21 protein-coding genes and 1 tRNA gene are annotated in these 22574 nt (G+C 71.4%); 12 read left to right on the top strand and 10 right to left on the bottom strand.

Annotated features, from left to right (window positions below; translation table 11 throughout):
• Positions 1-149 precede the first annotated feature (149 nt).
• Positions 150-222: transfer RNA gene (locus ACZ5WG_RS18155), tRNA-Arg, on the top strand.
• A 175-nt stretch (positions 223-397) separates the two neighbouring features.
• On the opposite strand, the gene ACZ5WG_RS18150 is transcribed toward ACZ5WG_RS18155, so the two are convergent.
• The 5 genes from ACZ5WG_RS18150 to ACZ5WG_RS18130 all read right to left on the bottom strand — a co-directional run bounded on the left by ACZ5WG_RS18150 (position 398) and on the right by ACZ5WG_RS18130 (position 7354).
• Positions 398-1024 carry a sortase domain-containing protein gene (locus ACZ5WG_RS18150; RefSeq protein ID WP_468724242.1) on the bottom strand — a complete coding sequence of 209 codons (627 nt, stop codon included), beginning with the start codon at positions 1022-1024 and terminating at the stop codon, positions 398-400.
• A gap of 85 nt (positions 1025-1109) precedes the next feature.
• The gene (locus ACZ5WG_RS18145; protein WP_468724240.1) at positions 1110-1703 is read right to left on the bottom strand and encodes a hypothetical protein; all 594 of its coding nucleotides are present in this window, start codon (positions 1701-1703) and stop codon (positions 1110-1112) included.
• Positions 1704-1961: 258 nt separating this feature from the next.
• On the bottom strand, positions 1962-2165 hold the full coding sequence (locus ACZ5WG_RS18140) for a hypothetical protein (protein ID WP_383515007.1): 204 nt from the start codon (positions 2163-2165) through the stop codon (positions 1962-1964).
• 158 nt (positions 2166-2323) lie between these two features.
• Positions 2324-4258, bottom strand: coding sequence for an MFS transporter (locus ACZ5WG_RS18135; RefSeq protein ID WP_468724239.1), 1935 nt, complete (start codon positions 4256-4258; stop codon positions 2324-2326).
• A 144-nt stretch (positions 4259-4402) separates the two neighbouring features.
• Complete coding sequence (locus ACZ5WG_RS18130) at positions 4403-7354, bottom strand: D-alanyl-D-alanine carboxypeptidase family protein (RefSeq protein ID WP_468724237.1); 2952 nt, start codon at positions 7352-7354, stop codon at positions 4403-4405.
• Between the two features lie 163 nt (positions 7355-7517).
• On the opposite strand from ACZ5WG_RS18130, the gene ACZ5WG_RS18125 reads away from it, so the two are divergent.
• The 3 genes from ACZ5WG_RS18125 to ACZ5WG_RS18115 all read left to right on the top strand — a co-directional run bounded on the left by ACZ5WG_RS18125 (position 7518) and on the right by ACZ5WG_RS18115 (position 9855).
• Complete coding sequence (locus tag ACZ5WG_RS18125) at positions 7518-8258, top strand: GOLPH3/VPS74 family protein (protein WP_468724235.1); 741 nt, start codon at positions 7518-7520, stop codon at positions 8256-8258.
• 279 nt (positions 8259-8537) lie between these two features.
• Positions 8538-9422 (top strand): helix-turn-helix domain-containing protein, encoded by an 885-nt coding sequence (locus ACZ5WG_RS18120; protein ID WP_053786959.1) that lies wholly within the window; start codon positions 8538-8540, stop codon positions 9420-9422.
• Between the two features lie 220 nt (positions 9423-9642).
• On the top strand, positions 9643-9855 hold the full coding sequence (locus ACZ5WG_RS18115) for a DUF397 domain-containing protein (RefSeq protein ID WP_133897754.1): 213 nt from the start codon (positions 9643-9645) through the stop codon (positions 9853-9855).
• A gap of 208 nt (positions 9856-10063) precedes the next feature.
• Here ACZ5WG_RS18115 and ACZ5WG_RS18110 read toward each other — a convergent pair whose 3' ends face one another.
• The gene (locus ACZ5WG_RS18110; RefSeq protein ID WP_468724233.1) at positions 10064-10918 is read right to left on the bottom strand and encodes a hypothetical protein; all 855 of its coding nucleotides are present in this window, start codon (positions 10916-10918) and stop codon (positions 10064-10066) included.
• Positions 10919-11048: 130 nt separating this feature from the next.
• Between ACZ5WG_RS18110 and ACZ5WG_RS18105 the strand changes: the two genes are divergently transcribed.
• From ACZ5WG_RS18105 to ACZ5WG_RS18095, 3 genes are all read left to right on the top strand, one after another.
• Entirely contained in the window at positions 11049-12251 is a 1203-nt protein-coding gene (locus tag ACZ5WG_RS18105) for an aminotransferase-like domain-containing protein (protein ID WP_468724232.1), read from the top strand.
• A 139-nt stretch (positions 12252-12390) separates the two neighbouring features.
• Entirely contained in the window at positions 12391-13173 is a 783-nt protein-coding gene (locus tag ACZ5WG_RS18100; protein WP_468724231.1) for an SDR family oxidoreductase, read from the top strand.
• Between the two features lie 40 nt (positions 13174-13213).
• Positions 13214-15784 carry a bifunctional FO biosynthesis protein CofGH gene (locus ACZ5WG_RS18095; protein WP_468724230.1) on the top strand — a complete coding sequence of 857 codons (2571 nt, stop codon included), beginning with the start codon at positions 13214-13216 and terminating at the stop codon, positions 15782-15784.
• 52 nt (positions 15785-15836) lie between these two features.
• Here the strand turns inward: ACZ5WG_RS18095 and ACZ5WG_RS18090 are convergent, their stop codons facing one another.
• Positions 15837-16967 (bottom strand): tyrosine-protein phosphatase, encoded by a 1131-nt coding sequence (locus tag ACZ5WG_RS18090; protein WP_468724229.1) that lies wholly within the window; start codon positions 16965-16967, stop codon positions 15837-15839.
• Between the two features lie 253 nt (positions 16968-17220).
• Between ACZ5WG_RS18090 and ACZ5WG_RS18085 the strand changes: the two genes are divergently transcribed.
• The 3 genes from ACZ5WG_RS18085 (at position 17221) to ACZ5WG_RS18075 (ending at position 19750) form a co-directional block, all read left to right on the top strand.
• On the top strand, positions 17221-18453 hold the full coding sequence (locus ACZ5WG_RS18085) for an ADP-ribosylglycohydrolase family protein (RefSeq protein ID WP_468724228.1): 1233 nt from the start codon (positions 17221-17223) through the stop codon (positions 18451-18453).
• A gap of 131 nt (positions 18454-18584) precedes the next feature.
• Entirely contained in the window at positions 18585-19445 is an 861-nt protein-coding gene (locus ACZ5WG_RS18080; protein WP_468724226.1) for an LLM class F420-dependent oxidoreductase, read from the top strand.
• Positions 19446-19504: 59 nt separating this feature from the next.
• Positions 19505-19750: a hypothetical protein gene (locus ACZ5WG_RS18075; protein WP_468724225.1), complete on the top strand. Its 246-nt coding sequence runs from the start codon at positions 19505-19507 to the stop codon at positions 19748-19750.
• A gap of 180 nt (positions 19751-19930) precedes the next feature.
• On the opposite strand, the gene ACZ5WG_RS18070 is transcribed toward ACZ5WG_RS18075, so the two are convergent.
• From ACZ5WG_RS18070 to ACZ5WG_RS18060, 3 genes are read right to left on the bottom strand one after another with little or no spacing between them, the layout of a single operon-like run.
• A complete protein-coding gene (locus ACZ5WG_RS18070; protein WP_468724224.1) occupies positions 19931-20290 on the bottom strand; it encodes a hypothetical protein in 360 nt (119 codons plus the stop codon).
• Positions 20287-20763, bottom strand: a complete 477-nt coding sequence (locus ACZ5WG_RS18065) for a hypothetical protein (protein WP_399242290.1) — start codon at positions 20761-20763, stop codon at positions 20287-20289. Before ACZ5WG_RS18065 ends, ACZ5WG_RS18070 begins: the two co-directional genes overlap by 4 nt.
• Entirely contained in the window at positions 20760-21248 is a 489-nt protein-coding gene (locus tag ACZ5WG_RS18060; protein WP_468724222.1) for an ATP-binding protein, read from the bottom strand. The genes ACZ5WG_RS18065 and ACZ5WG_RS18060 overlap by 4 nt, the downstream gene beginning before the upstream one ends.
• Positions 21249-21374: 126 nt before the next feature.
• Here ACZ5WG_RS18060 and ACZ5WG_RS18055 point away from each other — a divergent pair, with 126 nt between their 5' ends.
• Together ACZ5WG_RS18055 and ACZ5WG_RS18050 are read left to right on the top strand one after the other, a co-directional pair.
• On the top strand, positions 21375-22211 hold the full coding sequence (locus ACZ5WG_RS18055) for a helix-turn-helix domain-containing protein (RefSeq protein ID WP_468724221.1): 837 nt from the start codon (positions 21375-21377) through the stop codon (positions 22209-22211).
• The gene (locus ACZ5WG_RS18050) at positions 22208-22453 is read left to right on the top strand and encodes a DUF397 domain-containing protein (protein ID WP_468724220.1); all 246 of its coding nucleotides are present in this window, start codon (positions 22208-22210) and stop codon (positions 22451-22453) included. The genes ACZ5WG_RS18055 and ACZ5WG_RS18050 overlap by 4 nt, the downstream gene beginning before the upstream one ends.
• Positions 22454-22574 lie beyond the last annotated feature (121 nt).

Genomic DNA, 22574 nt, shown 5'->3' with positions numbered 1-22574 from the left:
GGCGGGGAAACGCCGAGCCCGGGCATCGCAGCAGACGTCCGTAACGCCCTGCGCCGGGCGGCGGGCACAGGTCGCGCACGGGCCGGAGTCGAGCCTCGCTTATGGGGGCGCATCCGCGGAGCACGATCCGCTAGGCTGTCGGAGGTCAGGCCTTCGTAGCTCAGGGGATAGAGCACCGCTCTCCTAAAGCGGGTGTCGCAGGTTCGAATCCTGCCGGGGGCACGCGACTGGGGGCCGGTTCGGGGGAGTGATCCTCTCGGACCGGCCCTTTCGCATGCGTGCAGCGGCTTCTCGCCGGTGGTGCCGGCCGTCTGACGGGGCATGGGTCCGGTCACGGAGTTGCCGGGCAGCGGCTCCGGTTCGGGTGGTCTGCGGATCGTCGGCGCGGGCCGGCGGGTCAGGGCGTCAGGTCGGCGTAGAAGATGACGTTGTTCGTGCGGTGGCCGTCCTTTATCTCGCCGCCGCAGGTCAGCAGGCGGAGTTCGGGGCGTTGCGTGTCGCCGTAGACCTTGTCCGTCGGGAAGTCCTTCTTGTTGACGTCCTCGATCTCGCGGATCTTGAACTTGGCCGTCTTGCCGTCCTCGCGCGGCACCTCGATGAGATCGCCGAGCTCGATCTTCTTGACGTCCTTCATCAGGGCCGGGCCGTGCTTGGTGTCGAAGTGCGCGACGAGGACGGAGACGCCCTTCTCGCCCGGGGTGACGCCCTCGGTCCACCAGCCGGGGTTGTTCGCGTCCGTGTCGGCGTTCGGCACGCCGAGCTCGCCGGTGGCGGCGTCCACCTTGAGGTCGACCATCCTCTTCGCGTCCACCCCCGCCGCGTCGATCTTCATACCGGTCGGCTTCGACGGGGGGAGGGCCGTGGTGGTGTTCGCGACGGGAGCCGCGGACGCGTTGCCGACCTCGGGGTCCGGGGGCAGCTTGGTGCCGCCGGCACCGCAGGCGGCCAGGGCCGCCGCGGCGGACGCCGCCAGGGTGGTCGTCACGATCACGCGGCGCGTGCGCGGCACGAGGGTGCTGGGCATGGTGTTCTCCTGGCAGGGACGGGCCGCCGGGCGGATGCCCGGCGGCCGGGGTAGTGGGCGGGGTGGTGGGGGGTGGTGGGCCGGATCAGCCCTCGGAGCGGCGGCGCCGGAGCATCGTGAAGCCGAGGCCCGCGGCGCCCGCGGCGGCCAGACCGGCACCGCCCGCGATCAGCGCTGCGCCGTCGCCCGAGGGCCCGGCCTCCTCGTCGCCCGCGCGTACGCCGCCCTTCGGAATGGCCTTCCCGGGCTCCGGCTCCGGCTCCGGCTTCGTCGCGCCCTCGGTCCGGCCCTGCCGCCCCGGGCCCTCCTGCATGCCCTTGGCGGTCAGCTGTCCGTCGATCTTCCGGGTGGCCGTCTCGGCCGTGCCCTTGCCGTCGTGGGCCTTGAGCGTGCCCCTTACCCGGCCGTCCTTCTTCACATCGGCCTCGTACCCGAGCGCCGCCGACTTCTTGCCGCCCTCGTACCGGGCCAGCTCGTAGACCTTGCCCGACCAGCCCTTCTCCAGATTCACGGTGCGCAGCGCCTCGCGCTCGACCGGCCGGGCCGGCGCAGAAGGGGCGGAGGGGGCGGCAGGGGTGCCGGCGGCGGAGGCCTGGGCGGCCGGGAGGGCCAGTGCGGTGACGGCACCGGCAGCGACGGCGGCGACGGCGACGGCTGCGGTACGGAAGGTGGCGCGCATGGATGGATCCCCTCGGGTCGGAGTCGTCTCTGGTCCCGCTCCGGGCCGACCACCTTTGACGGGGTCTGCCGTGGCGACAACCTCGACGCTACGAGGGTCATGTTTTGGTCATCCGTCGGTAATGTAACAGTTGTCCGGATCCTCACCCTCGGACCCGTCAAGGACCGAAGTCCCTGGCCAGAGACGCACGAAAGCCCTCCCGGCCGGAACCGGAAGGGCTGACGTCCATCGACTGGCGACGTGGGCGCGGGCGTGGGATCAGCTCAGGCCTCTGCTGCGTTCGCCGATGCGGTCACCCTGCGGAGTGCCGGCCCGCTTGAGGGCCGCCTTCGTGTGCGCTCCGCCCTTGACCTTGCTCCGCACCAGACCTTCGAAGCCGTGGCCTGCCGGGCGCGGCGGCCGATCCGGCTCATGGGCCTGGAAAGCCTCTCGGAAATCCTGCTTCTGCTGCTCTTTGCTCATCCCGTCGTCAACTCCCTCGGGAAGCACCCAATCGGACTATTGGGATCGTATGCAGATATACGGAGCAACGCACCCGGACAGCACGTAAAAACTCCTGATCCGCCCTCCCGATCCGCCCTCGCAGTCCGCCCTCCCGGTCCGCCTGACTCGCCTCACGGTCAGGGGCGCGGCGGCGCCGAACGCTGCGGCGCACCCGCCGCCCAGCGGATCAGCTCCTCCGGGCACGGCGTCCCCCGCGGCAGCTGGTACTTAGCCGCCACCCGGTACACCCCGGGCCCCGGCGCCAGCAGCTCCGTCCACACATCGCCCGCGGTGTCCGGAGCCGCCTTGAACAGGCACCCGGCCGTGTTCGCGTACTCCTTCGGCAGCGTGCCCGAGCCCGAGCCGCCGCCCCCGCTGCGCGCCTTCGACGCGAACGTCTCCTGCGGCGGCGGCACCGGCTTGCCCGCGCCGTCCACCAGCCCCAGCCACGGCGAGTGCGGGATCCGTACGAGCACCCGTCCGGCCGCCTTCACGTCGACGACCAGCTGGTCCGCGCCCGCCCGCACCACCGTGGCCTGCCCGGACACCAGGTCCGTCGGCGCGTCCACCTTGTAGAGCCGCCAGTTCGCGTCGCCCCACACCTGCTGCAGGTACGGGAGCCCCCCGCGCACCAGTTTCGCCTCGTCCTCCCCGCCCGAATCGGGTTTGTCGGCCGGCAGCACCACGTAGTGCACGGCCCAGCGGTCCAGCCACTCCCGGTAGCTGTCGGCCGTGAGGCTGTCGTCGTAGAAGAGCGGGTTCCGCTCGAGGTCCGCCTGCCGGTTCCAGCCGCGCGCCAGGTTCACGTACGCGGGGAAGGCCGAGGACTCGCGGTGGCTGCTGGCCGGGACCACCTCGACCCGGCCGCGGTCGGCGCCCGCCTTCTTCAGCTGGTCGACCAGCGGGGCCAGCTCCCGGTTCCAGGCGGCCACCGGGGTGGTGCGGACGATGTCCGTGATGCTGTTGGCGGTGATCCAGATGTTGATCCCGGCGAACGCGAGCAGCACCGCGTACCAGTGCCGGGTGCGCGGGACCGCGTACGGGAGGGCCGCGAGCAGCACGGCCCCGCCGAACAGCATGACCAGCCGGGTGACGTTCGAGCCGACCTGCGAGTCGATCGCCCAGGTCAGCAGCACCCCGAAGGCGTAGACGGCGGAGGCGATCCGGACCGTCTTCCACCGCTTCGGTACGAGGAACAGGATCGCCAGCCCGAAGAGGAACGGCGGCGCGGCCGAGCCGAGCTTCATGGGCTGCGTCCCGGAGAACGGGAACAGCCAGGCCGACAGCCCGACCACCGCCGCAGGGGCCAGCCCCAGCGCGTACGCCCCGGGGCGCCGCCCGGACAGGAACAGCGCGGCCGCGATCACCCCGAGGAACAGCCCGGCGACGGGGCTGGAGGCGGTCGCGAGCGCGGCGAGCGGAGCCGCCACCGCGGCCTTGGCCCAGCGCCGCTGCGCCCATTTGCGGGGCCAGCAGAAGACGGCGGCGACGGCACCGAGCGCGAACATCGCGCCGAGGCCGAAGGTCACCCGGCCGGACAGGGCGTTGCAGAGCAGCCCGTACACGCCGGCCAGGGCCGGCCACAGCGGCTCGCGGACGGTGCCGCGGCAGCGGGTCAGGATCAGCGCGAGCAGCCCGGCCGAGACCGTGCCGGCGACCATCATCGTCGTCCGCACGCCGATCATGTACATCACGTACGGGGACACCACGCTGTACGAGACGGGGTGTATGCCGCCGTACCAGGCGAGGTTGTACGCCGAGTCCGGATGGCGGCCGACGAACTCGGCCCAGGCGTCCTGCGCGGCCAGGTCGCCGCCGCTGTTGGCGAAGCTGAAGAACCAGACGACGTGCAGGACCGCGGCGAGCACGGTGGCGACCGGCACCGGGTGCCGGCGCGCCCAGCCGAGGACCCCCGGGGTCCCTATGCCGCCGGGCTCGGGAGCGGGAGCGGGGATGGAGCCGCCGGCGGAGCCGGAGCCCGAGCCGGCCTCGGGCACACCGGATCCGCCGGCGGCGGCTGGTGCGCTCCGGCTCTGGCCCTGCCTCTGGCTCTGCTGTTCAGCAGTGGTCACTGCCGTACTCCCCGGACTTCCCGGCACGTCGATCGAACATCTGCGGCCCCTTCTCGGGTCCCGTTCCCGGGTCGCTAGACGCGCGACGGCGCCCCGGGGTTGCCCGGGGCGCCGGATCACGCGGTCAGCTCACCGATACGGCGATCAGCCGACACGGGTCAGTTTGCTGCCGATGCCGGGCGCGGCAAGATCACTCTGCAGTGCCACCGGCACCTTCACCTGGCTGGCCCCTTCGCCGACGGTCAGCACGCCGATCTCGGTGCCCGCCTTGGCGCTCTGCGGAAGCTTGCCGTCCCCGCCGGCCAGCTTGATCTCGACCGTGAGCGAGGGCCAGCCGACCGCCGCCACGTCGCCGGTCGCGATGACCGGGGTGCGGCCGCCGAGACCGTCGTCCACGTACCCGACGACGTCGCCCTTCTTCACGACGGGCGCGCTCACCAGCATCTTCTGCGTGGCCAGCATGACCTGCTTGCTGGCCGCGATGGCGGTGTCGAGGATGGGGACGCCGTGCTGGCCGAGCACCGCGCCGACGATCAGCTGGTTGGTCTTGCCGACCTGCTTCTCGGCCGCGAAGAGCAGGTTGCCACCGGCCTTGGTGGTGGAGCCGGTCTTGATGCCGAGCGCGCCGTTGAACGGGATGAGCGTGTTGTAGTTCCGCCACTTCTTGCCGGACGGGTCGATCCATTCCGGCAGCTTGGTGATGGCGATCAGCTCCGGCATCTCGACGATCTTGAGACCGAGCTTGACCTGGTCCTCGGCGGTGCTGACCGTCGTCGCGTCCAGACCCGAGGGGTCGGTGTACGTCGTGTTGGTCATGCCGATTTCCTTGGCGGCGTCGTTCATCTTCTTGACGAACGCCTCCTGGTCGCCGCCGGCGTCCCAGCGCGCGAGCAGCCGCGCGACGTTGTTGGCCGACGGGATCATGATCGCGGCGAGGGCGTCGTACTCCGAGATCTTGTCGCCCGCCTTGAGGGTGTTGACCGTGGACTCGCCCTCGGAGTCCTTGTTGCCGTCGTCGACCGCCGTCTTGTCGACGTCGATCATCGGACCCTTTTCCCCCTTCTTGAGGGGGTGGTTCTTCAGGATCACGTACGCCGTCATCGTCTTGGCGACGCTGCCGATGGCGATCGGCTTCTGCTCGCCGAAGCTGCCGACGGTGCCGAGGCCGGCCGCGGCCATATAGGCCTGGCCCTCCTTCGGCCAGGGCAGGACCGGGTTGCCGCCGTCGAAGGTGTACGAGGACTTCGCGGTCATCGTGAGATTCGGCTCGGGCAGCGGGCGCACGAGCTGGACGACCGCCAGGACGACCGCGAGGAGCGCGACGAGCGGGGCGTAGATCTTGACCCGCCGCACTGCCGTGCGCATGGGGCTCGGCGGCGGGGGCGGGTTGTTGGTCAGGTCCGCGAGCATGTCGAGCGGCGGCTTGGGCGGCAGCGGCTGCTGCGTGGTCCGCTCGGTCCGCTCGGGGACGACCGGCTTCGGGGCTGCGGGCGCCGGGGCCTGGGCGGCCGGCGATGCCGAAGCCGAAGCCGAAGCCGCGGGCTTCGCCGCCGGGCCCTCGTTCTTGCGCAGCGGCACGAACGTACTGGCCCGCTCCCCGCCGACCGCCTTCGGCGGCACGGGGCGGGAGGCGGCGGGCTTCTCCGGGGCGGGAGCCGAGGTCGGAGCCGATGCCTTGGGCGACGCCTTCGCGTCCGGCTTCACGGCCCGGAAGACGGCGGTGCGCTCGCTGTCGCCCGACTCCTCGCCGGGCTTCCCGGCAGCAGCCGGGGCGGCCTTCGCGGCGCCCGAGGCGGAATCCAGCTTCGGAGCCCGGAAGACGGCAGTGCGCTCACTGTCCCCCGCATCGGCGGGGGCCGCGCCCTTGGCGTCACCGGAAGCGGAACCCCCGGCAGGGCTTCGGTCACCGTCGGCCGGCTTCTCGGCACCGGACGCCGAGGCACCCGTACCGCTCCTCGGCTTCACGGCGCGGAACACCGCGGTGCGCTCACTGTCGTCCGGCTTCCCGGCCGAAGCCTCGGCAGCAGCCGGCTTGTCCGCGGCTTCCGTACCGCCCTTGGCCGAAGCAGAGGCGGACGGGGACGCCGAGCCCGGCTTCACGGCACGGAACACCGCCGTGCGCTCACTGTCGGCCGGCTTCCCGGCCGAAGCCTCGGCAGCAGCCGGCTTGTCCGCGGCTTCCGTACCGCCCTTGGCCGAAGCGGAGGCGGAGGGGGGCGCCGAGCCCGGCTTCACGGCGCGGAACACCGCCGTGCGCTCACTGTCGGCCGGCTTCCCGGCCGACGCCTCGGCAGCAGCCGGCTTGTCCGCGGCCGGCGCCGAACCGGAACCCGCGCGCGCGGCTTCCGCAGGCTTGTCCGCGGCGGAATCGTCCGAGCCGCCCCGGACGGGGGTCGAGCCCGGCTTCGCAACGGCGGAAGCGGAAGCCGAACCCGCATTCGGGGCGCGGAACACCGCGGTGCGCTCACTGTCGTCCGCCGGCTTGGCCGCGGAAGCGGAAGCCGGGCCCGGCTTCCCCGCCGACGCATCGGCCGACGCCGGCTTCGCAGCCGCGGACACGGGGGCATCCGTACCGCCCTTGGCGGAGGCCGGCTCCGAACGCGGCTTCTCGGCGTCCGACGGCTCGTCCGCAGAAGCGGAATCCGAGTCGGAAGCAGAAGCGGAAGCAGACTCGGAGTCGGACTGGGACTCGGACTCGGACTCGGACTCGGAAGCAGCATCGGAGGCATCCGCGTCCGGCTTCGGTGCGCGGAAGACCGCGGTGCGCCCGCTGTCGGCGGCGGGCTCGACCGCGGCCTCGGAGTCCACCCGTCCGGAGGACCCGGCGCCCGGCTCCGACTCCCCGGCGGAGCCATCGGCTTCGGCGTCGGTCGTCGCCACCCACGCCGCCACCGCCTCGCGCAGCGGATCCCGGCTCTTGCCCTCGCCGGAGGCAGCGGCGGAGGCGGAGGTGGTCCCGGACTCGGGTTCCCGCGGCCGGAACACGGACAACCTCGGGTCACGCTCCGCGGAGGACATCGCCGCCCCCGACGCTCCTTCATCAACCGACTTGTCGGGGGACTCGCCCGCCACCAGTTCCTCCTCGATCGCCACCACGTCCGGCTGTCCGAATGTCTAACAGTGTCCCGTCTAGGGAGCATCGCCCCCGCGCTAGACGAGAACGACATAGTTGCCGGTTCCCCCACAAAGCGACCAGGCGCTCTCGACAGATGAATGTGAGAGGCGTCACCCTGTCACTCATCCACGCGGGGAGGCATGGATGGGCAGGAGCCGCAGAACAATTCCGGAGGAGCTTCTGCTGCTCGCTTTGGACCCGACCACGGGTACCACGGCGCAGCCGCAGTCGCTCGACCTCGGCCTGGCCGGGGCACAGCTAGTAGAGCTGGCTCTGGCAGGACGGATAGCCCCTGATGGGGATCGTATCGCCGTGGTGATGCCACGGCCGACAGGAGATCCGACTCTGGACTCCGCACTGGAACTGCTGCGCAGGCGCGGCAGCCCGGTACGGGCCGTCCACTGGATCGGTGGACCCCGGCTGGGGCTCCGCCAGATTTACCTCGCTCATCTGGAGCGCTGCGGCATGGTGCATGCCGTCGCGGGACAGATGTGCGGAGTGCTGCCGACGACTCGCTACCAGGCGACCGACACGGCGATCAGCCGGGAGATCCGCGCCCGGCTCGACAGTGCGATCCGCACCGGCGTACCGCCGGACCCGCGGACCGCGGCGCTCGCCGCACTGGCCCACGCGGTCGGACTCGGCAAGCACCTGTACCCCGGCAACGAGGGGCGGTCGTCCAGGTCCCGGCTGCGGGACCTGATCCGGCACGACCCGATGGGCGGACTCGTGGCGCATGCCGTCATGGACGTCCAGAACGGCGTGGCTGCGCAGCCACGCCGTGACCGCGCACCGGCGGCGCCGCCGCCGGTGCGGGCCACGGCGAACGGCGTTCCGCTGCAGGCACGCCGGACGGGCGCGATGGCCCGCGCGGCCGCGCACTGATCCACTGCTTCACCGATTCACGGCTTCACGGCACTACGGCTTCACGGCACTACGGATTCACCGCTCCACCGAACCGCCATCGCCGCAACCGGCGTCCCCGATGACCCGGTTCGGGAGCCGCCAGCGCGCGGGATGGCGAGGCCGGTCCGCCGGCCCCGCCGTCCCGCGCGTCTGCATTTCCGGGCCGTTCTCCGGCGCCGCCCCGCCCTTCGGTGGCAGTCTGCTCACCATCAGACACGCAGAGAGACAGAACCAGAAGAAGGCGGAGGTGCCGTTCAAGTGGCGTCCAATGTCAATCCCACCGTCCGACGCCGCCGACTGGGCATGGAGTTGCGCAAGCTCCGCGAAGACAAGGGCATGACGGCCGAGCAGGTCGCCGAGCGCCTGCTCGTCTCCCAGTCGAAGATCAGCAGGCTGGAGAACGGCCGCCGTTCCATCAGCCAGCGCGACGTCCGCGACCTGTGCGACGTGTACGAGGTCGAGGACCGCCGGCTCGTCGACTCCCTCATGCAGATGGCCAAGGACTCCCGCCAGCAGGGCTGGTGGCACGCCTTCGGCGACATCCCGTACAGCGTCTACATCGGCCTCGAGACCGATGCCGCGAGCCTGCGCACCTACGAGCCCCAGATGGTGCCCGGCCTGCTCCAGACCCCGGAGTACGCCCAGGCCCTCATCCGCGGCGCGCTGCCCGAGACGGCCCCGGTCGACGTGGAGAAGCGCGTCCAGGTGCGGATGCACCGGCAGAAACGGCTCTCCGAGACGGACAACAACAACCCCGAGGTCGGGCCGCTGCGGCTGTGGGCGGTCATCGACGAGGCCGCGCTGCGCCGGCACGTGGGCGACCCCCAGCTGATGATCAGGCAGCTCGAGTACTTGATAGAGCAGTCCGAGCAGCCGTACATCACGGTGCAGGTGATGCCGTTCTCGATGGGCGCCCATCCGGGCGTGAACGGTCAGTACGCCATCCTGGAATTCCCGGATGCGTCCGATTCGACGGTCGTCTACATCGAGGGCGTGACGAGCGATTTGTACCTGGAGAAGGCCAACGACGTTCAGAAGTACAGCGTGATGTACGAGCACCTGCGCGCGCAGGCGCTCAATGTGGAACAGACACGTCAGTTCATCGCCGAGATCATCGGCGAGTATGCGGGCAAGGGGAAGTAAAAGCGGAGGCAGCGGACACCGCGTTGGCGGGCAGGCGGCGAGGGGGCCGGTACGGTACACCGTCGCTCCCCGGCCACAGAAGTCCTGAATGGAATATGCCACTCGGTCGGGTGAATGACCCCTTCAGCCGTCGGAAGGTGCCGGTAGCGTCGATCACGTCGGTCAGGGAACCGAAATGGCCGACACCTCACTGGCACAACTCGCTGAACCGGAGTGAAACATGGCTATTCGTCAGGGCGCCACGGACAACTGGACCAAGTCCTCCTACTCCGGCGGAAACGGCGCTTGCGTCGAGGTCAAGTCCCCCGTCATGGAGGCCATCGCGGTGCGCGACTCGAAGGTGCAGGACGGTCCGTCCCTCACCTTCGCGCCGGGCTCCTGGACCTCGTTCGTGGCCGACGTCACCGAGGGCCGGCTGGGGCGCCTCGCCTGAACGACACGGCGTACGACCTCACCGGTCCTCTCTCTGCACCACACGCGACAACTGCGTTACAGGCACCATCTGCACCACACGCACCACATGCACCACTGACTGGAGCCCTCTCGACTGGCCCGCCGTCCCGGCCGAGGGGGCTCGGCCATGTCCGGGCCCGGCTCCGGTTCCGGGCCCGGCTCCGGTTCCGGCGCCCGCTCGTCTCCGGCTAGCGGAGCTCGTTCACGTACCGGTCCGTCCCCGGCACCGTCGGGATGAACGGCGCCACCAGCTCCACCCGCCCCAGACCGGCCTCGGCGACCTCGGCGTCCAGCCCCCGGAACCGGTCCCAGCAGCTGCGCGGGTCGGCCTCCAGGAACCACAGCAGCGTCAACCGGGTGTCGACCCCCTCGACCTGCTTGACGTACGTCATCCGGTCGCCGGGCAGCGGGGTCGGCCGGAAGAGCGTCACCATCGCGGCCGGCGAGCCGTGCAGCCGCTTCGGCAGGGCGCGCGAGCGCAGCCACTCCAGCAGTTCCGCCCGCTGTTCCGGCCCGTCGGCGTCGACGACCTGGACGACGAGGCCGGCGTACGGGTGGTCGAGGGCGTGGAAGTCCCGCGGGCCGGCGGCCCCGTCACGGTAGACGGTGGCCTCGTGGTCCTGGAAGGACGTGAAGACGTGGGTGCGGTCCTGGTAGACGCGGCCGTCGCGGTTCAGTCGCTTGTTGATGCCGACGGTCCACTTCATGTGCTCGTCGTAGCGGCCCTCGGTGACCCAGTACGTGGAGATGTAGCACCCGGCGGTGACGGGCTGGGCGACGGCCGACTTCTCCGGGTAGCGCAGTTCCCGGAGGTCGCGGGTGGCGACCCAGCGGCGGCCCGCGTACATCCAGGGCATGGCCATGGCACCGGCGTAGTAGTGGTCGTCCTCGTACCAGCGGTTGTACGCGTACTCGTGGCCCGGGTGCGGTTCGACCATGGTGATCAGCGCATGGCCGGGCCGGACGCCGTACGGGCCCACGGCCGCCAGCTCGGCGTAGGTGTCGGGGCGGGTGTCCTGGCTCTTTCGGTTTTCCGTCGTCATGGGGAACGGTCTAGCTGATGCTGCATCAGATGGGGAGGGGGTCCGCCGCGTTCCACTCCCCGACATGTAGGTGCCGTATGCATCTTTTGGTGGTTAGGATGCGCCCCACCCGCCTCCCCAAGGAGTCCCCGTGCCGTCTCGCGCCACCGCCCTTCCCTCGCCGCCGCCCGCGTTCGCCGCCCGCGCCCGCGCCGTAGCCGGTTCGCCCATACGCGAGATCCTCGCCCTGACCGCACGCCCCGGGGTGATCTCCTTCGCCGGCGGTCTGCCCGCCCCGGAGCTCTTCGACGCCGAGGGCCTGCGGGCCGCGTACGACGCCGCCTTCGCGGTGTCGGCGAGCCGGGCGCTGCAGTACTCGACCACCGAGGGCGCGCCGGAGCTGCGGGAGGCGGTGGCCGCGCGGGCGACGGCCCGGGGGCTGGAGACCACCGCGGACGACGTACTGATCACCACCGGGTCCCAGCAGGCCCTCGCGCTGATCACCTCGACGCTCGTCGAGCCGGGCGACGCGGTCCTCGTCGAGAACCCGACCTACCTGGCGGCGCTCCAGTGCTTCGGGATGGCGGGGGCCCGGGTGATCCCCGTCCCGTGCGACGACCAGGGCATCCTGCCCGATGCACTGGAGGAGATCGTGGCGCGGGAGCGGCCCAAGCTGCTGTACTCGGTGCCGACGTTCCAGAACCCCACCGGGCGCACCCTGCCCGGCGCCCGGCGGGCGGCGGTGGCGGAGATCGCGGCGCGGCGCGGGCTGTGGCTGGTGGAGGACGACCCGTACGGAGACCTCCGGTTCGAGGGGGCGGAGCTCCCGTGGCTCGCGGCGCACCCGGGGGCGGAGGACCGTACGGCACTGCTCGGGAGCTTCTCGAAGATCATGGCTCCGGGGCTGCGGCTGGGCTGGCTCCGCGCGCCGGCCGCGCTGCGGCGGGCGGCGGCGGTGACCAAGCAGGCGGCGGACCTGCACACGTCGACGGTGGACCAGCTGGCGGCGGCCCACTACCTGCGCACGGTGGACCTCGACGCGCACGTCGCCACGGTGCGTACGGCCTACCGCGCCCGGCGCGACGCCCTCCTGGCGGGACTGGGCGCGGCGCTTCCGGCGGGCTCGGCGTGGAACCGGCCGGAGGGCGGGATGTTCGTCTGGGCCCGGCTGCCGGAGGGACACGACGCGACGGGCCTGCTGAAGGAGGCGATATCGCGTGACGTGGCGTTCGTTCCGGGAGCGCCCTTCTACACGGGCACGCCCGATCCTCGTACGTTGCGCCTGTCGTTCACGACGCATACGCCGCAGGAGATCGCGGAGGGGCTGGGGCGGCTGGCCCGGGCAGTGGGGTAGGGCTGCCGGCAGGGCTGCGAGGCGGGGCACGGTCGGGGCCGGGCCGTCGTCCGGGGCTGCGCACGCCCCTTCCCTCCGGCGGTCGCACCCTCTAGCCTGACGGGCCGTCAGATACATCCCTCGCCGGGAGGCCACGCGCATGCTGCTGCAAGGGAAGACCGTCATCGTCTCCGGCGTCGGGGCCGGGCTGGGGCATCAGGTGGCTGCGGCTGTGGTGCGGGACGGGGGGAATGCCGTGCTCGGGGCGCGGACCGAGGCCAATCTCGCCAAGTCCGCCGCCGAGATCGACCCCGACGGGATCCATACGGCATACCTGCCGACGGACATCACGGACGAGGGGCAGTGCGCGGCCCTGGCCGAGCTGGCGCGGGCACGGTTCGGCGGGATCGACGCCGTGGTGCACGTCGCCGCCTGGGATTCGTATTTCGGCGGGCTCGAGGACGCCGATTTCGGGACGTGGTCGCAGATCATCGACGTGAATCTGCTGGGGACGCTGCGGATGACAAGGGCCTGCCTGGGCGGGCTCAAGGTGGCGGGCGGGTCCGTCGTCATCGTGGGGACGCAGTCTGCCGTGGCTGCGCCCAACGAGGTGCAGCAGGCCGCGTACGCCGCCTCCAAGGGGGCGCTGACCTCCGCGATGTACTCCATGGCCCGCGAGCTCGGCCCGCACCGGATCAGGGTCAACACCGTGCTGCCCGGGTGGATGTGGGGGCCGCCGGTGCAGGCGTTCGTGACCTTCACCGCACACACCGAGGGCGTCCCCGAAGCCGAGGTGCACGCCCGGCTCACCGAGCGGATGGCGCTGCCCGACCTCGCCACGGACGGGGACGTCGCCGACGCCGCCGTGTTCCTCGCCTCCGACCGGGCGCGGGCGATTACCGGCCAGTCCCTGCTGGTCAACGCCGGTGAGCTGATGCGATGAGCCACCTCGCGGCCGGGGCGCCGGATCGTATGCTCACCGCATGACGACTCCGACCGAAAACGCGATGCGCCGCGCGCTCAAGCGAGCCCGCGACGGCGTCGCGCTCGACGCGACCGAGGCGGCCGTACTCCTCCAGGCGCGCGGCGCGGACCTGGAGGACCTCGCCGCCTCCGCCGCCCGGGTCCGCGACGCCGGCCTCGCGGCCGCCGGGCGGCCCGGCGTCATCACGTACTCGAAGAGCGTGTTCATCCCACTGACCCGCCTGTGCCGCGACAAGTGCCACTACTGCACCTTCGCGACCGTCCCCGGCAAGCTCCGGCGGGCGGGGCACGGGATGTACATGTCGCCCGACGAGGTGCTCGACATCGCCCGCCGGGGTGCCGCGCTGGGCTGCAAGGAAGCGCTCATCACGCTGGGCGACAAGCCCGAGGAGCGGTGGCCCGAGGCGCGCGAGTGGCTCGAGGCGCAGGGGTACAGCGACACCGTCTCGTACGTGCGGGCCATTTCGATTCTGATCCTCGAGGAGACGGGGCTCCTGCCCCATCTGAATCCGGGTGTGATGTCGTGGGCCGATTTCCAGCGGCTCAAGCCGGTCGCCCCCTCGATGGGCATGATGCTGGAGACCACGGCCACGCGACTGTGGTCCGAGCCCGGCGGCCCGCACTTCGGCTCGCCCGACAAGGAGCCGGCCGTACGGCTGCGGGTGCTGGAGGACGCCGGCCGGTCCTCCGTGCCCTTCACCTCCGGGCTGCTCATCGGGATCGGGGAGACGTACGAGGAGCGCGCCGAGTCGCTGTTCGCGCTGCGCCGGGTCTCGCGCTCGTACCACGGCGTGCAGGAGCTGATCATCCAGAACTTCCGCGCCAAGCCGGACACGGCGATGCGCGGCATGCCCGATGCCGAGCTGGACGACCTCGTCGCCACGGTCGCCGTCGCCCGGCACATCATGGGCCCCTCCGGCTGCCTCCAGGCGCCGCCCAACCTGGTCGACGGGGAGTACGCGCGGCTGATCCGCGCCGGCATCGACGACTGGGGCGGGGTCTCGCCGCTGACCCCCGACCACGTGAACCCCGAGCGGCCGTGGCCGCAGATCGACGTGCTGGCCGAGCAGTCCGCGGCGGCCGGCTTCGCGCTGCGCGAGCGGCTCTGCGTGTACCCGGAGTTCGTGCAGCGCGGCGAGCCGTGGCTCGACCCGCGGCTGCTGCCGCACGTACGGGCCCTGGCCGATCCGGAGACGGGCCTCGCGAACCCGGACGCCGAGGTCGTCGGCCGTCCCTGGCAGGAGCCGGAGGAGGCCTTCGTCTCGTACGGGCGCACCGATCTGCACGCCGGCATCGACACCGAGGGCCGGACCTCGGACCGGCGCGAGGACTTCGACCACGTCTACGGGGACTGGGAGGCGCTGCGCGAGGCGGCGGCGCCCGGCATGGTCCCCGAGCGCATCGACACCGATGTGCGGGCGGCGCTCGCGCAGGCCGCCGACGATCCGACGAAGCTGAGCGACGCGCAGGCGCTGGCCCTGCTGCACGCGGACGGCCCGGCGCTGGACGCGCTGTGCCGGATCGCGGACGACCTGCGCAAGTCGGTGGTGGGCGACGACGTCACGTACATCGTCACGCGGAACATCAACTTCACGAACGTCTGCTACACCGGCTGCCGCTTCTGCGCCTTCGCGCAGCGCCGTACGGACGCCGACGCGTACACGCTGTCGCTGGACCAGGTCGCCGACCGGGCCGCCCAGGCCTGGGACGTGGGCGCGGTCGAGGTGTGCATGCAGGGCGGCATCCACCCGGACCTGCCCGGGACGGCGTACTTCGACATCGCGCGCGCGGTGAAGCAGCGGGTGCCGGGGATGCACGTGCACGCGTTCTCGCCGATGGAGGTCGTCAACGGCGCGACGCGGACGGGGATGTCCGTACGGGAATGGCTGACGGCGGCCAAGGAGGCCGGGCTGGACTCCATCCCGGGCACGGCGGCGGAGATCCTGGACGACGAGGTCCGCTGGGTGCTGACCAAGGGGAAGCTGCCGACGGCGGACTGGATCGATGTCATCACGACGGCCCACGAGCTCGGGATCCGGTCCTCTTCGACCATGATGTACGGGCACGTGGACCAGCCTCGGCACTGGCTGGGCCACTTCCGCACGCTGGCCCGCATCCAGCAGCAGACCGGCGGCTTCACCGAGTTCGTCACGCTGCCGTTCATCCACACCAACGCGCCCGTGTACCTGGCGGGCATCGCCCGGCCCGGCCCGACGGTCCGCGACAACCGTGCGGTGACGGCGATGGCCCGGATCCTGCTGCACCCGCACATCACCAACATCCAGACGAGCTGGGTGAAGCTGGGGGCCGAGGGCGCGGCCGAGATGCTGCGGTCGGGGGCCAACGACCTCGGCGGCACGCTGATGGAGGAGACCATCTCGCGGATGGCGGGATCGAGTTACGGCTCGTACAAGTCGGTACGGGACCTGATCTCCGTCGCGGAGGCCGCCGGGCGGCCAGCGAAGGCCCGTACGACGCTGTACGGGGAGGTGCCGCAGGAGCGCCAGGAGGCGGCCCGCGCCTCGGACGGGCACCTGCCGGAGCTGCTGCCGGTATTGGACCAGCAGTAAGGCAGGGGCCCGGCCGGGAACGATCCCGGCCGGGCCCCTTTTCCCGGGCGGATCAGCCGACGAGAAGGTCCTTCTTGAGCTGCTTCAGCTCGCGGGCGTCGATGCCGAGCCCGTCCTTCAGGTAGCGGTCGAAGGTGCCGTACTTCGCCTTGACCTCGTCGTGGCCGGAGTTCAGGTACTCGGGGCGCACGTCGAGCATCGGCTTGTACACGGCGGCCTGCGGGGCGGGCAGGTGCGACAGGACTGCGTCGTTGGCGGCCTTGCGGTAGTCGTTGCTGGCCAGGTAGTCGGCCATGACCGTCTCGCTCGGCACGCCCAGGGCGGTCAGCAGGGTGGCGTTCGCCCAGCCCGTGCGGTCCTTGCCTGCGGTGCAGTGGAAGAGGACGGCGCGGTCGCGGTCGCGTTCCAGGCCCTCGAAGACCTGGCTGTACGCCTTCTTGCCGCCCTCGCCGCTGACCATCGCCTTCTCGGCGTCGACCATGGCCTTCACGGCCTCGTCCGGCGACTTCGGCAGCGTCTGGAAGGAGCCGGAGCCGGCGAAGACGTCGGCGACCGTGTACCTGGCGCCGGCCGGGACCTTGTCGGGGTCCGTGGTGCGCTCGGTCTCCATGCGGAGGTCGAAGACGGTCTTCACGCGCAGGCGCTGGAGCTTGGCCAGGTCGGCCGCGGTCAGCTTGCTGAGGGCGTCGGAGCGGTAGACCTCGCCCATCTTGACCCACTGGCCGGTGGTGGTGCGGTAGCCGCCCGCGTCGCGGAAGTTGACCGCCCCCTCCAGCTTGATCAGGCGGTCGGCGAGGCGCAGGCCCTCGCCGCGGTCGGGCTCGAAGTCGAACCACTGGCGGTCGGCGGCGGGCAGCCCCGACACCACGGCGGTGCCCTCGGCGCCGCCCTTGGCGACGACCTTGCCGTTCGCCTTGATCTCGACCCGCTTGGCGCCCTGGGCCTTCCACTTGAGGGTGAACGCACCGTTGGCGCCGGCGGTGACGGTGGCCTCGGTGAAGGGTATGGCGGTCCGGCCGTGGTGGTGGCCGGCCCAGGGGAGGTCCCAGCCGGTGGCGGCCGGGGCGGCGGTGGCGGCGGGGGCTGCGACCAGGGAAGCGGTGAGCGCGGAGGCGACGACGGTCGCGGCGAGGAATGCCTTCTTCATGCCCTCGAGGCTGTTGGCCGCCGAAGAACTCTGCATGAACGAGACATGGCCGAAACCGACCGGCTCCAAGGCGAGTGGCAAAACGTGCCACTAGTCGATCAAGGCGCGCTACCTGCGGTTTTATCGACCCTTTCGGACCGGATGTGAACGAGATGTCTACAGGCCCCGGCACGCATTCCGGCCTTTCTGCGCACACATACGCGCCGCTGGACCGCCTGCCTCCGGATCCGGTCGGACGTGTCCATTACAGTGCGCGCCAGAACATGCCGGGCGGGGCAGGGGGATCGCGATGGACCACACGACGACCGAGAAGCCGGCCGAAGAGCACGCGGCACCGGCCGGGCCCGGCACCGCGGCACGGACCGGCGGCACGCTCGGCGGGCGGTCCGCGGCGGCCGTCGGGCTCTGGGGGCGCGCCGAGCAGCAGGACTTCCGCAGCCGCGTCCGCGGCACCCTCCTCGGCTCCGCCCTCGGCGACGCCTTCGGCGCCCCCCTGGCCGACCTCCCCCTCGACGCCATACGCGAGGCGCACGGCCCGCAAGGCCTGACCGAGCCCGCCCCCGCGTACGGGCGCCGCGGCACGGTCACCGCCGCCACGCAGCTCACCCTCTTCACCGTCGACGGGCTGATCCGCGCCCACGTACGCCGGGACACCGGCGCCTGGCACCCGCCCACGGACATCCACCGCGCGTACCTGCGCTGGGCCGCCACCCAGCACGACTGGGGCCCCGACGAGCGCCGCAAGGACAACGGCTGGCTCGCCCGGCAGGAGTGGCTGTACGCCCGCCGCGGCCCCGGGCGCGCCTGTATGACCGGCTTCGCCGACGACGTACTCGGCACCCTCGACCAGCCGAAGAACCCCACCGCCCGCGACGCGGCCGCCGCCACCCGTTCGGCCCCGTTCGGGCTGCTGGTCGGCTGGGATCCCGCCCTGGTCCTCCAACTCGCCACCGAGTGCGCCGCGCAGAGCCACGGCCACCCCGGCGCGTACCTCTCCGCCGGGGCCCTGGCCGTCATCGTCCACGGCCTCACGCGCGGCGACTCCCTCGACGCGGCCATCCAGCGCGCCCTCGGCCTGCTCGGCGCCCGCCCGGGCCACCGGAACGTCACCGATGCCCTCCAGCGCGCCGTCGCGGCAGTCCCGCAGGGGCCGCCCACACCGCAGGCCGTCGCATCCGTCGCCGCGGGCGAGGAGCACGGCGGTGGCGGTGGTGATGGCGCCGAGGACGCCCTCGCCGTCGCGGTCTACTGCGCGCTGGTCGCCGAGGACGTCCCGCACGGCCTGCGCCTCGCCGTCAACCACGGCGGCGACTCCACCGCCACCGGCGCCCTCTGCGGCGCGCTGCTCGGCGCCCTCCACGGCGAGACCGCCCTCCCGGGCGCCTGGCTCGCGGACCTCGAGGGCCGCGCCACCCTGCTGGAAATCGCCGACGACTTCGCCCTCGAGATGACCCAGGGCCCCACCCTGCACGGTCCGGCCGTACCCGCCTCCGGCTGGCCGACCCGCTACCCCGTCGGCTGACGCCCCCTCAACAATCCGACCCGCAGGCCGTAGCGTGACCTCCGCCGGTCCCGGGCGTCACGGACCACCCGTACGCCGGGGGGAACCCGTAGACCCGGACAGCCCGAAGAGCCACGGAGGTGCCCTCAGCCATGCGGATCGCCACGACCATCTTCCTGACCGACCACACCGTCTCCCCCGTCCGCCTCGCCCGCTCCCTCGAGGAGCGCGGGTTCGCCGGGCTCTACCTCCCCGAGCACACCCACATTCCGGTCAGCCGCGACACCTCCGCACCCATGGGCGGCGAACTCCCCGAGATGTACGGGCGCACCCTCGACCCCTTCGTCGCCCTGGCCCAGGCCGCCGCCGTGACCGAGCGCATCACCCTCGGCACCGGCATCACCCTGGTCGCCCAGCACGACCCGATCGACCTCGCGAAGCGGATCGCCACCCTGGACCACCTCTCCGGCGGCCGCTTCACCCTCGGGATCGGCTACGGCTGGAACGTCGAGGAGGCCGCCGACCACGGCGTCGAGTGGCGCACCCGCCGCGAACTGGTCCGGGACCGGATGGCCCTGATGCGCGCCCTGTGGGCCCCGGAACCCACCGCGTACGTGGGCGAGTTCTCCTCCGTCCAGGCCAGCGCCGCCCACCCCAAGCCGGTCCAGCCCCCGCGCGAGCTCGGCCCCGGCCACCCCCTGCACGGCCCCCGCACCCTGATCGGCGGCTCGGCCGGCCCCAAGCTGTTCTCGGCCATCGCCGACCACGCCGACGGCTGGCTCCCCATCGGCGGCGGCGGGCTCTCCGAGTCCCTGCCGGTGCTGCGCCAGGTCTGGGAAACCGCGGGCCGCGACCCGAAGAGCCTCCAGGTGGTCCCGTACGCGGTCCACCCGAACCCGGGCAAGCTCGCCCACTACGCGGACCTGGGCATCGAGGAGGTCGTCCTCCAGCTCCCGCCGGCGGAAGAGCCCGAGGTCCTCCGCGTCCTGGACGACATGGCGCAGTACCTGTAAACCGGTCGACGCCGGTGCGCGGGCAGCCGGATGATGCCCCCGAAAGGGGGCTGATCCACATGCCGGGCCAGCGCAAACGCAAACGGAGCCAGGAACGGGCCCACCGCCGGGCGAAGGCCGTACCCGGCCACTGGGAACCGCTGTTCTCGACGCAGGTGCACGCGGAGATGAAGGAGTACGTCCGCCGCCTCTACGCCGAACGAACGGTCGACCCCGAGACCCTCCGGATCGACCAGTTCTGCGGCCGCCTCGTCCACCCGACGAGCTACCGGGTGAGCGTCTTCGTCCCGGACGAATCCGCATGAGCATCCGGTGGGAGAGCCTCCCGGCCGGCATCCGCGAACAGGCCGACGGGTACGTCCTCCAAGACCGCTACGGCCCTCGCCGGCCACCTGGAACTCCCCTTCCACTTCGCGAGCCCGGACCACCCGGACGACACAGCTCCCCGGTGGTGCCCCTGAGGACCTGAGCCGACCGAAACGCGCTCACCGCCGGTCGGTGGCTCGCGGGTGCCCAGTACCCGCGAAGGTGATCCAGCAGGTATCCCGCGCTCTGTCCACGAGGTACCAGATGCGACCGCCGCTGGTTACTTCGATCTGCCACTGCTCGCAGGTCCGGCCCCGATGGGTACCGTGTGCGAGAGTCCCCTTCAGCCGGTGGTGTCGGGCCGTCTCGACGGTCGGCGCTGGATCCGTACGCATGACGAGCCAGCCGCGGTACGTGTTCTCGGGGGCCTGCTGCGCAAGACTCTCCCAGCCCTTGGCCGAGGCTCCGTCGGTGAACCGGACCTCCCAGTGACCTTCGGGCGCGGGCGGCGCGGCGCGGTCCCCGCGCCCTGCCGTCATGCGACACCTCGCGGATCGGGTACCGGCCCGTAGTCCGCATCGTGATCCCTGGACAGCGCGTCGAGCAGCTCGGGGTCGGAGTGGATTTCGGCCGTGTGCTGCCATGCGATGAGCAGCTGGGCGACGGAGGCACTGTTGCCGATGGAGTCGGCGGCACGCATGGTGTCGACCAGCTCGACGGCGAACGCGTGGACATCGGGCTCGGGCAGGAAGCGAACCCAGGGAAACGCGTCCGGCAGCATGTCGAGGAGCAGCTCCATGCTGCCGGGCTCCCGCCGCGCCATCGCAGCCAGCATCCGGGTGGCGGCCGACACCACGGTCTGGTCCTGCTCGGCTCGCGCTGCAGTAGTGAGGACCAGGTCCTCACCGTCTCTGCGGTGCAGGAGCAGTCGTGGTGATTCCTTGAGCCGAGCCAGTGTCTGCTTGTTCTTGTTCACCAGTTCGGAGAAGTTCACAGCATTCTCAGCGGTCACGACTTTGAAAGTACTTCGAAACTTCCGCGGGCGCCATCACCCATAAGTGGGGCGCAGGCCGTCCTGACGGCCAGCTCGGCCCAGACCGTCTTCCCGATCACGCGGTCCATCACCCCCCAGTCGACGGCGACGGCATCGACGATCCGCAGGCCGTAGCCGCCCTCGGCCTGGTACGCGTGCGGCTGCAGGACGGGCCGCCGCTCCCGCCGGGCATCGGACACCTCGATCCGGAGCACGCCCTCGAGGAGCGTCAGCCTGAGCTCGAAGTCCCGCCCGGCGGCGCGCCCGTGGGTCACGGCGTTTGCGGTGAACTCGGCGAGGATCCGCTCCGCGTCCTCGGACAGCGGGGTGCGGTGCGGGATCCCCCAGTCGTGCAGCTCGACCATGGCGAGGCACCGCGCGAGGCGGGCCCCGCGCCGGGTGCTGCTGAAACGCTGAGTGAACACGCGTACGAGGGTCTGGGTGGGGCCAGAGGGTGTGGTCATGGGAGCAACGTGCCGGGTGGGCAGGGCAGTTCCCAGAAAGTCGACCGCTACTTTTCATCTGTACGAGTTCACGCTCTGGACAGTGGCGGTCACCGCCCGTGAACCTGAACGCGGGAGGTGACCGCGATGGTGAGTCACGAAGAGAGCGGTGCCGGCGAGGTCGAGCCGGACAGCGGCCTGCGGAACTTCGGGGAAACCGTAAAGGCCTTCCGTAAACGTGCGGCACTCACACAGGAGCAGCTCGCCGAGCGGGTCGGGTACTCGGTCCAGTACGTCGGCTCGGTCGAGCAGGGCCGACGGCACCCGTCGGTGAAGTTCGTGAGCCGGTCGGAAGAGGCACTGGACGCCTTCGGCGTCATCCGCATCGCTGCGAGGGAGCTACAGCGACGACGGGGGCTTGCGTCGTGGTTCAGGCGGTGGGCGGAGCTGGAGGACATCGCGGTCGCGCTCAATACGTACGAGTGCCGTTCGATTCCAGGGCTGTTACAGACGGAGGCCTACGGGCGGGCCCAGATCGACAACGTCCCTCCGCTGGTCACAGCGGGCGAGGCCGAGGCGCGCATAACGGCCCGCGCCGAACGACAGAAGCTCCTGATGCGCACGCCGTACATCGCTTTCAGCTTCATCATCGAGCAGTCGGTGATCGAACGGCAGACCGGCGGAGCGGAGGTCACGCGGGAGCAGATCGACCACCTGCTGGAGTGCGCGAAACTGCCCAACGTCGACATCCAGATCATGCCGACGATCCAGCCGTTTCACGCGGGCACCGATGGCCCCTTCCGCCTTATCGAAACCGAGGACAACGAGTGGCTGGGCTATAGCGAAGGGCAGAAGACGGGCTTCGTCATCTCCGACGCAAAAGCCATCAGTGTGCTCCATCAGCGGTATGCCAAACTTCGTATCCAGGCCCTCAACCCCGCCGATAGCGCGGGCCTGTTGATGCGAATGCGAGGATCCCTGTGAACAGCTCACCGTTGCAATGGTTCAAGAGCAGCTACAGCGGCAGCGAGGGCGACGACTGCGTGGAGGTCGCCCTCTCCTGGCACAAGTCGACGTACAGCAGTGGCGACGGGGACGACTGCGTCGAGGTGGCGTCGTGCACGGACGCCGTCCACATCCGGGACTCCAAGCTCACGGCGAGCCCGGAACTGGCCGTGCACCCGACGACCTGGGCGGCTTTCCTCGGCGGGATCACCGGAGCCTGAGCTCCGGCCCGACGGCGTCAGAGGGAGTCCGGGGGTTTCCCGACAGTCCACTGTCCTTCCGGTGCGGTCCGGCCCGTCAAGGGCGCTCCCTGCGGTCGCGTCGCTTCGCGATGGCCTTCGG

The organism is Streptomyces sp. NPDC032745 (assembly GCF_055579465.1).
Note: the sequence above shows the minus strand (reverse complement) of the source record. Positions and strands in the feature narration are given on the sequence as shown.